Raw genomic sequence first — 13,736 nt, forward strand, 5'->3', positions numbered from 1 at the left:
AGGTCTTATCGAGCTTAGTACGTAGCCTGGATGATCACTTGGTGAGGTATTTCCGAACCTAGTGAGGCAGCCGGAGCTAGAGTCTGCACCGCTACTAATTTAGTAGAGTGGGCAGAGCGAAAAGCACAAAGCACCGTAGCACGGTTGCAAAGCATATGGCTCCGTGGTCAAGCGGTCAAGACATCGCCCTTTCACGGCGGTAACACGAGTTCGATTCTCGTCGGAGTCATTTAGGAGATTTAGCTCAGTTGGTTAGAGCAACCGGCTCATAACCGGTCGGTCCCGGGTTCAAGTCCCTGAATCTCCATTAGTTCATTAGAACTTAAACCAGTATATGGGGTCTTAGCTCAGCTGGGAGAGCATCTGCCTTACAAGCAGAGGGTCACAGGTTCGAGCCCTGTAGGCCCCATTCGCGATATGTTGTATATAGCATATCGCGTATTTTTTACCAGAACTTAATATGGTAAATGCCGGCGTGGCGGAATAGGCAGACGCCCGGGACTTAAAATCCCGTGGGTAGTGATACCCGTACCGGTTCGACCCCGGTCGCCGGCAGTAATGTGTGTGGCTGTAAGCTTAGAGATTATCTGAGTTTGCGGCCTCTTTCTTTATTTTATACATTTGGTACAAATCAGTACAATTTTGGTACAAGTCAGAAGATATCAGCATTTGAATGACTTGAATTGCATACAATGATATACATAAAACGTGTATATTTATTTAGCAGATGCTTAATGCATTCATGAGCTGATCTTCAATATTCTTAGGCTCTTCCACTGTTTCGTTGATATAATGCTCCGTCATAGCCCTATTTGAGTGTCCCAAAGTTTTCTGCAAATATGCAGTTTCTACACCGGCAGCCTTCAAGGTTGATGCAACAGTGAAACGTAATTTGTGGCTGGACTTGTAAGGAACACCTGCATCATTACAGTATTTCCTAAGACGTTCATTAAAGGTATCATTGTTGATGGTTCTACCATGGCACATAAAGAGATATTCCCCATCAGGGTTAATCTCGTGAGCTTTCTTAATGATTTCTACAGCCTCAGGGACAAGATAGATATCTCTTACAGAGTAGTGAGCATTACCTTTGGGAAGTTTTTCATTAATATGCCTGGGAGTCTTCTTTACCTTTAGATGTGTCATATCAACAGAAAACAATGATTCTTCTACAAGCTGATGTTTGATAGTCAGGATATTTCCGTTTACATCTTCATACCTGATTGCCCTAAGTTCACCAACTCTGAAAGTAGAATATAAGGCAAGCTGAATGGCTAGTGAGTAACCATCAGGCTCGACTGTTTTTAGATGATTTAGAAGCTTTTCACGCTCATCTAAGTGCAGAGCCTTATTATAATGATTGGGTTCCTTAAACTTAAGTTCAGATGTTCCTATAGATGGAATGAAGTTGAATGGGATATACTCATTTTCAGCTGCATAGATAAAAACTCCATTTAAGGCTGATTTACGATTCACAAAGGCCTTTCTGGTTATAAGTCCCTGACCGGTCCAACGCTCGTACATATACTTGATGTCCTTTTTCTTAATCTCTGCTATCTGCATATCAAAGATTGGCTCGTTCTTGAAGACATTTCTTAGCATAGACAGATCTTCCTGGATGGTTTTATTGGACTTTACACCATGGCTGATACGCATATCAACCCACTCCAGATATACTTCTTCGAAAGTATGAGAGAAGAAGTAGTCATAAAGTTTTTCTACAAGTTCTTCACGACTGTTAGCAACAAAAGTTGGATTGTTGCTTTTCCATCTGCCATCTGACAGTTTATAAAACAATTCCTCCTTTGCTCTGGGATGTGCTGTTCTGTAGATTTTTTCTACAAGTATCGTTTTCTTTTTTGAGATCATTTTACCTAATTCGCCGACCTCGCCTGAATCGAGACTATCAGATTTAGCAAGATTTTTCAATTGAGTGATTTTTCTTGATTCTTCTTTTTCAATGTCAGTGATATTACATGTGAGTTTTCTGGTGCTTATTTTTTTCATAGTTCCTCCAAATGAAAAAGGCACCTGATACGGAAATGTTCCGCACCAAGTGCCTTGTGAATGATTCTGTTTAGTTGTAATACCTGTTTGCAGGCAATAAAAAAGAGCAGTTGAACTGCCCGATAAGGTAAGCAAAGTAAACTGTAAACATCGCGTTTAAAACGAATTATTTTCTATAGCTCAAAATCTACTTTAAATATTTTGTGTTTATCCGTTTACACTGTTTACAATCTATTAGGTTTTAGTAAGAAATGGGATTTCTGACTCCATTCCTATAGGGATATCCCGGAATACTGGTTCATTAACACGCTTCCAGGCTCTCTGAGTGCCATACTCTTTGAATCTATGGGAAGATATCTTTTTGTAATCTGTCATTTTATGATCCATGATTTCTGATATGACATTGCACTCCCAGGCACTTGGATTTTCGTACCCTATATGCCCAAGAGCTTCTTTGAAGAGCATCTTCGTACATACATAGTCAGGAGAATGGTCATCCAGAAAGTTTCTTATAGAAGTTTCAATTGGATCCTCGGGAGAGTGTTTGTCTTGTACTGCAAGGAGCTCATCTTGTAAATCGTCGGGAAGTACGAGAGAATAATCACCTGCAAGGTAAATCTCCATAACTTCCGCCCAAAGTTGTTCGATATATGCTCGTGATGCCTTTTCATCATCAAGAATGTGACAGTCAGCATCTTCAGGATGGACCTCTACGGGAAGAAATCTTCTGTTACCGGATTTGTCCATTGGAAGAAATTGGATTTTGTTTGATGTTCCTGCAAAGACACACTGCCTGGGATGATCCATGGCAGTAGTTTCATAGGGGACTCTATAGATATCGCTTTGAGTGCTTAAGAATTTCTTGGTTTCTTCTACTGCTTTAGCACTGCTTACAGCAAGCATTTCAGGGATTTCATTTATCCAGTGACCTTGTAACCTTGCATAAATCTTGTCATCATCAAGTTTTTTAATGTCATCGGAAAAATAGCGGTCTTCCATGGCGAGTAATCTGAGGAATGTTGATTTACCAGCTCCTTGGCCGCCAACAAGGACAGGCATATACTCAAACTTGTGTCCCGGATCAAATATTCTTACTATAGCGCCAAGCATGAATACTTTTAGTATTTCAGTGTTAAGTCTGCTCTTTGCTGCACCAAGAAAATGATGAAGTGCATCTGGTAATCTGCTTATACCATCCCATTTGAGTGATAAAAGCTTTTCTTTTATCGGATTGTAGCTGTTGTCGTAAGCTGCGATATTTATGGCGGTTGCAATGTCACCATCCTTCTTGAGACCATATTCTGATTCAAGATAAAGGATTATATGGCGTAGATCATTATCGCAATAAGTTATGCTATATCTTTTCCAAGGGAAGTCACCGCATATATCAAGCTTATCGCTAAACTCGTTATACTTGATCTTCCCTGCAAAAAGAGGATCATGATTTAAGACAAGTAGGCAGTTATTCTTGCTTTGCAGTATTTTTCCCTTCTCGTCTCTTGTAAATAGTTCAGAAAGCGGTGGTTCTTTAAGGGAAATCTCTTCGGTTACTGAAGATGGTTGGAGTTCTCCTAGCAGTATTTGTAATTTCTCCATTTGTTCTTTAGTTAAGTTCTGAAAGTCTTGCTTTGACATATTCAATTTCTCCTTTGTAATTAGTTAAAAATGTGAGTTGCTCATCTCTGAATCCGAAGGTTAGTTCTTCAATCATCCAATCAGTTTTGCTAAGGTTCATTAGGGCTTCTTCAAAAAGAGGATTGCAGGTATCAAGCCCATCAATTGATGCTGGAGCATAATCTCTTTTGAAAGCCATTAACTTTTCTTTGTATTGGTGCAAAGAAAAAAGAACATCGAGGACATAAGTGTCGAATGTTCTTATCAGCTGATATTCATTGTTTCTTTGGATAATGATATTGTCTGTGTTTACAGGAGTAGATCTTTTGTTAATACTTGGGTTGTTTAGATTCGTAGTGCTGATGTTAAAATCCATTGCGATCTTCTTAGCAGCATCAAGTGGTGACAATCCAAACAGCTTACACACAAAATCAATTACATCCCCGGTTGCTCCACAACCAAAGCAGTAATATCGGATATCAACTTTCATGCTTGGAGTTTTGTCATTGTGGAACAGGCAATTACATAGCCCGCTCCGATTGATTTTGATTCCATAAAAAGAAGCTGCGTCTATAACAGACACAGCCCCCTTGACTGACTTAAAGATATTCATTTTGTTATAACCTCCTTATCGTTCCATGTCGTGGGAACGCTTTTTGCCAGGAGTACGTTCCTGTACTTTCTGATGTTCCTTGACCTGGACTTCTTCAAGAGACGCCTCAGTGATGCATCTGATCTTATAGGCTTTTGAAGCTATTGCTTCGAGATCCTTGCATGTGAGCTTCATGGTATCGAGCTCAGTGCTAAGCTGTTTCTGCTCCTCACGCAATCTTTTCCAGTCATGTTCTGCATCGCCCCAAAACTCAGCAATCTTTCTTTTGGAGAGATGATACTGATTGATCTCTTTGGAGTGCTCAGACTTGAACTTGTCTTTGCTGGCGTTGAAAAATTTTTTGTTAAGTTCTTCATAGATGGGAAGAGTCTTCTGATACATTTCAAGATAGTGGAAGGCCTCATTGATATCGTTAACTCGTGATGATTTAGCTTTGATATCTTTTTCTAGGCTGTTGACCTTTGAATAGGAGTTTTTTACAAAAGCTTCCAATTCTTCAAAAGAACTGATGTGGTGCTGTTCAAGAAAAAGAATTACATTAGAACGTTCCTTGATGTTTGCAATCTTTGCTTTTTTACTCCAGGCATTGTGATAACGTTTGTCATAATAATCATTGAGTAGTCTGTCGAGACCGGGAGCATAGACTTTTTTCTCTTTGCATTCCTTCAGAAATGCAGAAAGCCAATCAAAGACATTACAAAACTTGTCAGCAAGCTTAATAAGAAGTTTGTTAAGCTGTTTGATCTGTCTGTTGTGATCTCCTATTTCTGTTCGGACACCTTTAGCTTCCATTGCCCTTACATGAGGTCCTTCATGAATGGTGGGGAGGATATCAAGACCAAGCTCTGCAAAGGAGCGATGATCAATCCTGCAATCGAGACCTTTCTTTTCAAAGGCCTCATTGAAGATGTCTGCATAATTCTTTCTCCATTCATTCAATGTTTCAGGAGAACCCCAGTCTGTGGTTGGAACAGCATTAAACTTCTGCTTGCCTTTATCATCAAGAACAGGATTGTTGTACTCATCAAAGATATATTCACGACGCTGCTTCTGTCCCCAGGTGCCATCCTTGTTGAGTGGTCTAATCGGAATAAGCATGTGAACGTGTGGATTAGGAACGTTGTCATTTCTTGACGGGTTATGAATTGCGTAATCCACAATCATTCCTCTGGACAGGAAGTTCTCTTTGATAAAACGCTTAGCGATCTCTTCATTTTCTTCATAGGACAGTTCATTCTGAAGAGCAAAATTGAAACTGTAGCAGAGCTGTGCCTTGGGATGCTTTTCTACTTCTTCAACTTCATTCCAAAGAGTTTCTCTGTCCTTTAGTCTTTCCGGAGCATACGCTGGAAGGAGAACCTCTGAGTAGAGGACTCCTTCCTTGTAGGTGTAATCATGAGTCTTGCCATAATACTTGTCATAGAGCTTTTCACCGGAAATATAAGAAGCAGAGGCAACACTGCTCTGCCCTTTGCCTCTGCTAACCTGGGTGACATTAAAATGATAAAGTGCCATATTAGGTTTCTTCCTCCTTTGCTTTTCTTAGGCATCCCTGAATGTGTGCATTGATTCCGGGAAAAGAAAAAAGAGCATCACAAAATTTCATGAACTGCTCTTTGTTAAGATCCGCTGTTTCCGGAATCAGATATTCAATGTGAGCGCCTTTGAAACATATACGGCTGTTTCTGGCGGTACGTGCTTTTTTCTTGTCGGTTTCGATTTCATTTTCTACCTGAGTCACTCGGTGTTCTGACTGAGTTAATTTGACTTCAGCCTTTTCTTTCTGCGTAGTGATTTTGATTTTCTCATTTCTGAGTTTCTCAAGCTTTGGATTGGGATGAAGCTGTGCTAATAAACTTGGTTTGTCTGCCATAATAATTTACCTCTCTTTCTTTTGGCGATTTTTTGGGGTCACGTACTTCGGCTCCTCAAATTTGAGGAGCAGCTTTGTTGATAGTTACTTATGCCTTCTCTTCTTGATTACCTGCAATCCCGGAGCGGTAGCGAACGCAATTTGGCGAAGCCGGGTAGACTTTTGCAGAGCAAAACGCACATACCTCTGAAAGAGGTATAGAAGTGCGCCTTTGCATAAAGCAAGGGAAAAACGGATTGAAGCTTCTTTTCTTTTTATGCTTCTGAGGGATAATACGGAGAAAAGTTTAAAAATAGGCAAATTGTAAAAATCCTGCACACATTACCTGGAATGTGATTCAATTTTGTGGTTTTGATTTCAAATCTGAAATTCAGATGGATAAGATAGCTGTGGTGATTACGCTAAAAATGATGGGGAGCCTATTCACAGAATAGTGATTTTTTCCAAAGAGGTAATATGGTAGAATAAGTGCATTGGTGTTGTATGGAGGGAGCAATATGTCAGAGCACTTACCAGGGAATCTGTGTGAAAGACTCAGAGAGCTTCGTGAAGCAAGACATCTTGATCAATATGAGATTGCTGATGTGATTCATGTAAGCAGGAGTACTTATAGCAGAATTGAAAATGGAACAGCTGCATTAAACTGTGATGCACTGATCGAGCTTGCAAAATTCTATGACGTTCCTTCAGATTATATCCTTGGAATCATGGACAGTGATGATAAGACATACTATGAACTTAAGGAGTTGGGAATATCCGTGGATGCAGCAAAGAATCTTTATTCCGGTAAGGTGGATCCCAGAGTGATTAATGAGCTGCTTGTGAATGAAAAGTTTATCTCCGCTGTTTCCATGATGTCCATCTACTTTTCCGGAGTCATGTCAGAGGCAACGAGGGTCAACAATAATGTAAAGGACTTCACTTATTCGCTTTTAGGTGAACTTGTCAGAAGTGGCGATCTTCCTGCGGACAAAGAAATGGCAGAGCTTCGTGATGGGATACGCCTGTCAAAAGAACCTGCAACACAATATGAGATTGACCGCATAAGAAATGCTGTAATTGCTGCTATAAAAGAAATAAGGGAAAAGATTGACGGCGAGGCTGTTGATATTCGAAAAGAAAGAGACATCCTCGACAAGCAGATCGCTGACAAGGTAAAACTTGAAGTAAAGAAGGTTGATTGGGGAAGGAAACTTCCGGAAAAACAGCGTCAGAAGAAAATCGTTGAAGCAATCAAAATGGGAATGTCATTAGATCCCAATATGACTCCTGAAATGATAGAGGAATATACTCCTGCAATTGAGCAGATAATAATGACATATGCAAAATATGGAAAGTAAGACGCATGGGCTCCGACAGGATAAAAGAAACAGGGAGTTGTGCAAAAAGATAAAACAGAATAATCTGGATGCAGAGACAAGACTTCTTATTGAAAACGAAGGCCTCGTAAGAAAGCTGACAAGTACTTCTGAAATGGTTCAGGCAATGGAGGATGCTAAGTACGGCGGAATTGAGCTTGATGATATCCTTCAGGAAGGCAGAATCGCAATGCTGCGTGCAGCCAAGAACTATGATGAAGATGCAGGTGCAGAGTTTTCATCTTATGCCTATGCGGCAATGAAGAATGCCATGACTGATCTTTGCAGGAAAGGTTTGTCAGCTTTTGAAAAGAGAATGATAGACAGCGGCCTTACAAGGGTATTCCTTGATGACAAGCCTCTTGATAAGGATGATGTTAAAATCTCTGACAGGAACAGCCTTGAGTGGCATGATCCGACAGGAAACCTTGCTGTACTTCATGTAATGCTTGAGAAAATGCGCAACAGGATAAAAGATCTTCCTGCCAGACAGAGAAGACTTATCATGTATCGCTATGGGCTGAGTGTACTGGAATGCAAAACCATAAGTGAAACCGCTGCGTTTTTTAACCTCACTGAGAAATATGCCGAGGAGATTGAAAAAAAGACATTGAAGACGCTTAGAGATGGCATGAATGATGGAAAAATACTTTGAACATCAAATCCTTCAAAGTGCCAATTTGGTACCTGAAAAGATTTGATGTTGCATTAGAAATAAAATGATATACTATATCGGTATTCCAATCTGAAATACCGGTAAAATGGATTATAATTCAAGATTCCAAATTGGAATCTTGAATTGAAAGGATAAATATGAGTAAAGAAGAAATAGGAATCTTTAAACAGATTGATAAAGAAGAAATAAAAAGACAGATATACGAAATAAGAGGCAAAAAGGTGATGTTTGATAAAGACATCGCAGACTATTTTGAAGTAACCACTGGTAATTTGAACAAGGCTATGAAAAGAAATATTAAAAGATTTCCAGATAGTTTTTGTTTTCAGTTGTCTAAGGAAGAGTATTCAAGGTTCCAAAATGGAAGTTTGAAACAGGGACAAAATATTAAGTATCCTCCATATGTATATACGGAGCAAGGGGTTGCGATGCTTACATCGGCACTTCATACCGACAGAGCAATTGATGCAAGCATACAAATAATGGAAGCTTTTGTTGAAATGTCTCATTACATAAGACAGAATGAGCAGCTGCTCCCTTATCAGGAACTCCAAAGATTAGAGAATAACCAGTATCATATGGCAGAGCGTATACAGAATATCGAAGATAACATGGTTACGAAATCTGATCTTTCAGATTTTATGAAGCTTTTTGATGATGGGTTACAGAATGAAGAAATCCTAATTCTTGATGGTGAGCCATTTAAAGCTGATATTGCGTATCAGAAGATATACGGTAAGGCAAAAAAGAGTGTTATCATCGTTGATGATTATGTGGGACCTAAGACATTAAGACATCTTGCTGCTACAAAAACAAAAGTTACAGTCACAGTAATCAGTGATAATAAGGGTGGTAATGCCCTGAAGCTCTCGGACTACAATGACTTTTTGACAGAATATCCTGGAAGAACTATCAACTTCTTGAAATCTCTGAACCGAGCTCATGATAGATATATTGTTATTGATAATGGCTCAAAGGATATGAAGCTCTATCACTGTGGAGCATCTAGTAAGGACGCTGGAAAACGCATAACTACCATTACAAGAATTATCGAGATGAGCACGTATAAAGCTACTATTTCACAGTTGTTGTCAAATCCTGCGTTGGTTCTGAAATAATAGTATATTAGTGGCTTGTACTGATAAAAATATAGTCAGGAGCAGAAATGCATAGAACAGAAAATGTTGAACTGACAGTGCTTTGTCTTATTACAGATGGGGCAAAGTGCTGCTTCAAAATAGATTTGGGAAGTGACTATGATTTAACTTGCAAGGATAAATTGCCAATAGCTTTTACAATAAGATAAATCAAGAAAATCATGAGAATATAATGTTGCGTGCATGGGATTTAACTTGCAGTAACTTGCAGATTCTTTGAAATATGACTTTTCGGTGCCATGAGTACGCCATAATTACTTAGTTTGTAGGGCATATTTAGGAACTAATTAACTTGCGCCACGAGGAGAAGCTTTTTATGAGAAGTTTTGATTTGTAAAAAGCTGTGAGATTAACGATAAACCCAACATGGTTTTGGGAGGTGAGAAGATGTCTGAAATAATGACAAAGAGAGCTTTGGAACAGGCACTTAAGAGCGTATTAAAGACCAAAAATCTAAAAAAGGTGACAATCCAAGACATCGCTGATGAATGTGGAATTAACAGAAATACCTTTTATTATCACTTTAAGGACATATATGATCTGGTTGAGTGGATATGTATTGAGGATGGTAAAAAGGCTCTTTCGCAATACAGACAGTATGATAACTGGGAAAATGGAACTATCGGATTGCTTAATATGATGCTGGAAAACAAGGCATTCGTGGAAAATGTATATAGAAACGTGGGACGTGAGCGCATTGAATCGTTTCTTTTTCCACAGATAAAGCAGGTTATAGCTTCTATTGTCTACGAGGAGGCGGAAGGAATCAGTGTTACTGATGAAGAAAAGGAGTTTGCTGCTGAAATGTATCAGTATATATTTGTCGGTGTTATATTGCGCTGGATTCATGAAGGGATGAAGGACAATCCTGACGAACTGGTAGGAAAGCTTGCTGTGGCACTTAACGGAAGTATGAAACTCTGCCTTAAGAATATTGCAAATGCACATTAAACAAACTGAGGAATTTGCCCAGTTTTTGAACAGTTATGCGGCGATGGTGAATATTTCATCATCGCCATCTTTTTGTCTATTGTTAACCCTTTTTTTCCGGATTAAGATTTGCGTAAGCAGGTAAATAAAAATATCAAGCAGCGTAAATGTATTATTTAAGTGATGATCATGAGCCTTTGATGCCTAATACCGACAGATTATGATTGACAAAGAATTTATAAAAAAAGCGGTGCGAGCGTTTCCTCTTATTACATGTCTGATATTTACAATCATAGCAGTTTGGAAGAGAGATGAATTGAGTGTTCTGAATATTTGTCGACTTGTCACTGAAAATGCGGCATTATCAGCCTTTATTCTGCTTCTGTTATATGCGTTAAAGAGTCTAAGTGTTGCGTTCCCTATTGCTGCACTTGAAGTAGTGACCGGTATAGTGTTTCCGTTACCGATCGCACTGTTACTCAATTTCATTGGGATAGTTATTGTTCTGACAATTCCGTATTATATAGGGAGGTTTTCAGGGCATGATCTGGCAGATCAGATCATCGTACGAAATAAATGGCTTGGACGGATAAACGAATATCAATCTAAGAACGCCTTTTTTGTTTCTTTTCTATTGAGGGTTGTAGCGATACTTCCTGGCGATATTGTAAGCATGTATCTGGGGGCCTCGGGAATACGGTTTCCTCAATTTCTGGCAGGATGTTTTTTGGGAGCACTCCCGAGAATGATAGCATTCACAATAGCAGGAGCCAGCATTATGAATCCAAATTCTCCCGTATTCATTATCTCTGCTGTGTTATCTGTTTTGCTTGCAGTGATCTCATTTGTGATTCATTATCATGTGAACAGACCGCAATAGAGAGTCAGAGAGGGGATTAAGTGGGTATGGTGACAAATACAGAAGCAAAAACATATGTAAGTTTAGTTGCAAAGATAGTTCGTATCATAACCATTCCACCGTTCATGATTTTAGTACTCCTTATCGTACTTTACTTTTCGGAAAAAGAGTCATTTGCTGGTAGATACGATATGATCATCGCAGTTATTGGGCTTGTGTTAATACCACTTGCTGCATATCCGGTTCACAGAATTATTCCTGTATTATTTAACGGAGGGAGAAAGAAGCAGCGAAAGCTTGCCTTCATATTCAGTCTTGTGGGATATGTAATATGTTTTGCTTATGCGCTCTCTCACGGAACAGTCAGAATAAAGCAGATATTTTTTACATATTTCATAACTGTAGTCATGCTCACCATATTTAACAGATTGCTGGGGATAAGAGCTAGCGGTCATGCAGCCAGTTCCATAGCTCCCTGTTTTTTTGCTTTTTCTTTTGGGTATGTATTTGTCGGAATTATTTTTGCAATTCTTCTTTGCATAAGCGTGTGGGCATCCCTGCACATGAAACGACACAAGCCTGTGGATATAGTGATGGGAGTGGTGTCCTTTTTAATTTCATATGCTTTGGCGCTTGTTAATACAAGGCTTTTGATATGATATTTGAAAATATGAAAAGCACATTAGGTGAATAAAAATATCAAACAGGAAAGAGAGGTTCTCAAATGTATTATTCAAGTGGTAACTATGAGGCTTTTGCAAGACCAAGAAAGCCAATAAATGTTGAAGAAAAATCTGCGTACATTATCGGATCAGGACTTGCTGCCCTATCTGCTGCTTGCTTTCTTGTGAGGGATGGGCAGATGGATGGCAAACATATCCATATTTTAGAAAAGGATCCTGTTGCCGGCGGAGCATGTGATGGTATGTATATCAATGATATTGGATATGTGATGCGTGGTGGAAGGGAAATGGATAATCACTTTGAGTGCATGTGGGATCTGTTCAGATCAATTCCCTCGATAGAAACAGAAGGAGCCAGTGTGCTTGATGAATATTACTGGCTAAACAAAGATGATCCTAACTATTCCCTTTGCAGAGCTACGGAGAACAGAGGAAAGGATGCTCATACTGATAAGAAATTTGGACTATCAGACAAGGGAGCTTCACAGCTCATGAAGTTGTATCTGACTCCTGATGAGGATCTGTACAATAAGAAGATAACGGATGTTTTTGATGACGAAGTACTTGACTCAAATTTCTGGATGTACTGGAGAACCATGTTTGCTTTTGAAAACTGGCATAGTGCATTGGAAATGAAGCTGTATATGCACAGATTTGTTCATCATATAGGAGGGCTTCCTGATTTCACAGCACTTCGTTTTACAAGATACAACCAATATGAATCAATGATCCTTCCCATGGTGAGGTATCTGGAAAGCTTTGATGTACAGTTTCATTTTGGAACAAAGGTAAACAATGTAATCTTTGAGAAAAACGGCGAGAAGAAAACAGCCACGCAGATAGAGATAACTGTGAATGGTAAGAACGATGTGATAGGACTGACTGAAAACGACCTTGTATTTATAACAAATGGAGGGTGTGTTGAGAACTCAACAATTGGAAGCCAGAATGAGCCTGCAAAGTTCAACAAAGAAATAAAGCCTGGTGGTGGCTGGGACATGTGGAAAAAGATTGCGGCCCAGGATGCTTCATTTGGCAAACCTGATAAATTCTGCCACGAACCTGAACTGACAAACTGGATGAGTGCAACAGTAACAACTCTGGACGATAAGGTTATTCCTTACATAAAGAAAATATGTAAAAGAGATCCTTTCTCAGGCGGAGTTGTAACAGGCGGAATAGTGACCTGCAGAGACTCTTCATGGCTTCTTAGCTGGACTATCAACAGGCAGCCACAGTTCAGAAACCAGCCTAAGGATCAGTGCCTTGTCTGGGTATACAGTCTGTTTACAGACAGACCTGGTGATTATGTGAAAAAGCCAATGAGAAGCTGCACAGGTAAAGAGATATGCATGGAGTGGTTGTATCATCTTGGAGTTCCTGAGAACGAAATCAAGGAACTTGCGGAGAAGAGCTGTAATACAGTGCCTGTAATGATGCCCTATGTAACGGCATTCTTTATGCCAAGACAGGCTGGAGACAGACCTGATGTCGTTCCGAAGGGAGCCGTCAACTTCGCATTTCTGGGACAGTTTGCAGAGACAAAGAGAGATACGATTTTTACTACGGAATACTCCATAAGAACAGGAATGGAGGCAGTATATACGCTTCTTGATATAGAAAGAGCTGTTCCGGAAGTATGGGGAAGCACATATGACATCAGAGACCTGCTTAAGGCTACCGTAGCACTAAGAGACGGAAAAGCTATAAATGATGGCAGTCTTGGACCTGTCGCTGACGTGGCAATAGCAGCAGTGTTGTCAAAGATTCATGGGACAGAAATTGAAAAACTTCTAAGACGCTATGGCGTGACAGACCCTTCAAAGCAGCAAAATCCGGTTATAAAGAGCATAGATAAAGCAAAAGAGAATAAGTCAAAGGTCGGAGCCATAGCAGGAGGGGCAGCAGCTCTTGTGATTACAGGGAAAATCATTAAAAGAATCAAGGGTAGATAATACTGAAAGTT

General features: G+C 39.6%; 13 protein-coding genes and 4 tRNA genes. 12 read left to right on the top strand and 5 right to left on the bottom strand.

Annotation, left to right across the window (positions count from 1 at the left end; all coding sequences use genetic code 11):
- The first annotated feature begins 157 nt into the window (after positions 1-157).
- The 4 genes from E7303_RS09310 (at position 158) to E7303_RS09325 (ending at position 555) form a co-directional block, all read left to right on the top strand.
- Positions 158-229 (top strand) — tRNA-Glu (locus E7303_RS09310).
- A 4-nt stretch (positions 230-233) separates the two neighbouring features.
- Positions 234-307, top strand: a tRNA-Ile gene (locus tag E7303_RS09315).
- Between the two features lie 29 nt (positions 308-336).
- Positions 337-409, top strand: a tRNA-Val gene (locus tag E7303_RS09320).
- Positions 410-469: 60 nt separating this feature from the next.
- Positions 470-555 (top strand) — tRNA-Leu (locus E7303_RS09325).
- Positions 556-720: 165 nt separating this feature from the next.
- On the opposite strand, the gene E7303_RS09330 is transcribed toward E7303_RS09325, so the two are convergent.
- The 5 genes from E7303_RS09330 to E7303_RS09350 form a co-directional block, all read right to left on the bottom strand.
- The gene (locus E7303_RS09330) at positions 721-2,007 is read right to left on the bottom strand and encodes a tyrosine-type recombinase/integrase (RefSeq protein ID WP_292144974.1); all 1,287 of its coding nucleotides are present in this window, start codon (positions 2,005-2,007) and stop codon (positions 721-723) included.
- Positions 2,008-2,241: 234 nt separating this feature from the next.
- Positions 2,242-3,642: a virulence-associated E family protein gene (locus E7303_RS09335; protein ID WP_292144975.1), complete on the bottom strand. Its 1,401-nt coding sequence runs from the start codon at positions 3,640-3,642 to the stop codon at positions 2,242-2,244.
- Positions 3,611-4,234, bottom strand: coding sequence for a CHC2 zinc finger domain-containing protein (locus E7303_RS09340; RefSeq protein WP_292144976.1), 624 nt, complete (start codon positions 4,232-4,234; stop codon positions 3,611-3,613). The genes E7303_RS09335 and E7303_RS09340 overlap by 32 nt, the downstream gene beginning before the upstream one ends.
- A gap of 15 nt (positions 4,235-4,249) precedes the next feature.
- On the bottom strand, positions 4,250-5,749 hold the full coding sequence (gene mobQ, locus E7303_RS09345) for a MobQ family relaxase (protein ID WP_292144978.1): 1,500 nt from the start codon (positions 5,747-5,749) through the stop codon (positions 4,250-4,252).
- Position 5,750: 1 nt separating this feature from the next.
- Positions 5,751-6,107 (bottom strand): DUF3847 domain-containing protein, encoded by a 357-nt coding sequence (locus tag E7303_RS09350; protein WP_292144979.1) that lies wholly within the window; start codon positions 6,105-6,107, stop codon positions 5,751-5,753.
- A gap of 497 nt (positions 6,108-6,604) precedes the next feature.
- On the opposite strand from E7303_RS09350, the gene E7303_RS09355 reads away from it, so the two are divergent.
- The 8 genes from E7303_RS09355 to E7303_RS09390 all read left to right on the top strand — a co-directional run bounded on the left by E7303_RS09355 (position 6,605) and on the right by E7303_RS09390 (position 13,725).
- Positions 6,605-7,447 carry a helix-turn-helix domain-containing protein gene (locus E7303_RS09355; protein ID WP_051192437.1) on the top strand — a complete coding sequence of 281 codons (843 nt, stop codon included), beginning with the start codon at positions 6,605-6,607 and terminating at the stop codon, positions 7,445-7,447.
- The gene (locus E7303_RS09360; protein WP_026522719.1) at positions 7,437-8,120 is read left to right on the top strand and encodes a sigma-70 family RNA polymerase sigma factor; all 684 of its coding nucleotides are present in this window, start codon (positions 7,437-7,439) and stop codon (positions 8,118-8,120) included. The genes E7303_RS09355 and E7303_RS09360 overlap by 11 nt, the downstream gene beginning before the upstream one ends.
- Before the next feature lie 158 nt (positions 8,121-8,278).
- Positions 8,279-9,259: an ORF6N domain-containing protein gene (locus tag E7303_RS09365; RefSeq protein ID WP_074753748.1), complete on the top strand. Its 981-nt coding sequence runs from the start codon at positions 8,279-8,281 to the stop codon at positions 9,257-9,259.
- 47 nt (positions 9,260-9,306) lie between these two features.
- On the top strand, positions 9,307-9,447 hold the full coding sequence (locus E7303_RS09370) for a hypothetical protein (RefSeq protein ID WP_292144980.1): 141 nt from the start codon (positions 9,307-9,309) through the stop codon (positions 9,445-9,447).
- A 238-nt stretch (positions 9,448-9,685) separates the two neighbouring features.
- Positions 9,686-10,249, top strand: a complete 564-nt coding sequence (locus E7303_RS09375) for a TetR/AcrR family transcriptional regulator (protein WP_026522717.1) — start codon at positions 9,686-9,688, stop codon at positions 10,247-10,249.
- A 199-nt stretch (positions 10,250-10,448) separates the two neighbouring features.
- The gene (locus E7303_RS09380; protein ID WP_026522716.1) at positions 10,449-11,108 is read left to right on the top strand and encodes a TVP38/TMEM64 family protein; all 660 of its coding nucleotides are present in this window, start codon (positions 10,449-10,451) and stop codon (positions 11,106-11,108) included.
- Positions 11,109-11,134: 26 nt separating this feature from the next.
- On the top strand, positions 11,135-11,746 hold the full coding sequence (locus E7303_RS09385; RefSeq protein WP_292144981.1) for a hypothetical protein: 612 nt from the start codon (positions 11,135-11,137) through the stop codon (positions 11,744-11,746).
- A 65-nt stretch (positions 11,747-11,811) separates the two neighbouring features.
- Complete coding sequence (locus E7303_RS09390; RefSeq protein ID WP_026522714.1) at positions 11,812-13,725, top strand: oleate hydratase; 1,914 nt, start codon at positions 11,812-11,814, stop codon at positions 13,723-13,725.
- The last annotated feature ends 11 nt before the right edge of the window (positions 13,726-13,736 follow it).

The organism is Butyrivibrio sp. (genome assembly GCF_015056685.1).
Taxonomy (GTDB): Bacteria; Bacillota; Clostridia; order Lachnospirales; family Lachnospiraceae; genus Butyrivibrio.

Excerpts from the sequence above, each read along its gene's own strand:
- E7303_RS09330 (WP_292144974.1), bottom strand. The coding sequence starts at position 2,007 with ATGAAAAAAATAAGCACCAGAAAACTCACATGTAATATCACTGACATT.
- E7303_RS09335 (WP_292144975.1), bottom strand. The coding sequence starts at position 3,642 with ATGTCAAAGCAAGACTTTCAGAACTTAACTAAAGAACAAATGGAGAAA.
- E7303_RS09340 (WP_292144976.1), bottom strand. The coding sequence starts at position 4,234 with ATGAATATCTTTAAGTCAGTCAAGGGGGCTGTGTCTGTTATAGACGCA.
- mobQ (WP_292144978.1), bottom strand. The coding sequence starts at position 5,749 with ATGGCACTTTATCATTTTAATGTCACCCAGGTTAGCAGAGGCAAAGGG.
- E7303_RS09350 (WP_292144979.1), bottom strand. The coding sequence starts at position 6,107 with ATGGCAGACAAACCAAGTTTATTAGCACAGCTTCATCCCAATCCAAAG.
- E7303_RS09355 (WP_051192437.1), top strand. The coding sequence starts at position 6,605 with ATGTCAGAGCACTTACCAGGGAATCTGTGTGAAAGACTCAGAGAGCTT.
- E7303_RS09360 (WP_026522719.1), top strand. The coding sequence starts at position 7,437 with ATGGAAAGTAAGACGCATGGGCTCCGACAGGATAAAAGAAACAGGGAG.
- E7303_RS09365 (WP_074753748.1), top strand. The coding sequence starts at position 8,279 with ATGAGTAAAGAAGAAATAGGAATCTTTAAACAGATTGATAAAGAAGAA.
- E7303_RS09370 (WP_292144980.1), top strand. The coding sequence starts at position 9,307 with ATGCATAGAACAGAAAATGTTGAACTGACAGTGCTTTGTCTTATTACA.
- E7303_RS09375 (WP_026522717.1), top strand. The coding sequence starts at position 9,686 with ATGTCTGAAATAATGACAAAGAGAGCTTTGGAACAGGCACTTAAGAGC.
- E7303_RS09380 (WP_026522716.1), top strand. The coding sequence starts at position 10,449 with ATGATTGACAAAGAATTTATAAAAAAAGCGGTGCGAGCGTTTCCTCTT.
- E7303_RS09385 (WP_292144981.1), top strand. The coding sequence starts at position 11,135 with ATGGTGACAAATACAGAAGCAAAAACATATGTAAGTTTAGTTGCAAAG.
- E7303_RS09390 (WP_026522714.1), top strand. The coding sequence starts at position 11,812 with ATGTATTATTCAAGTGGTAACTATGAGGCTTTTGCAAGACCAAGAAAG.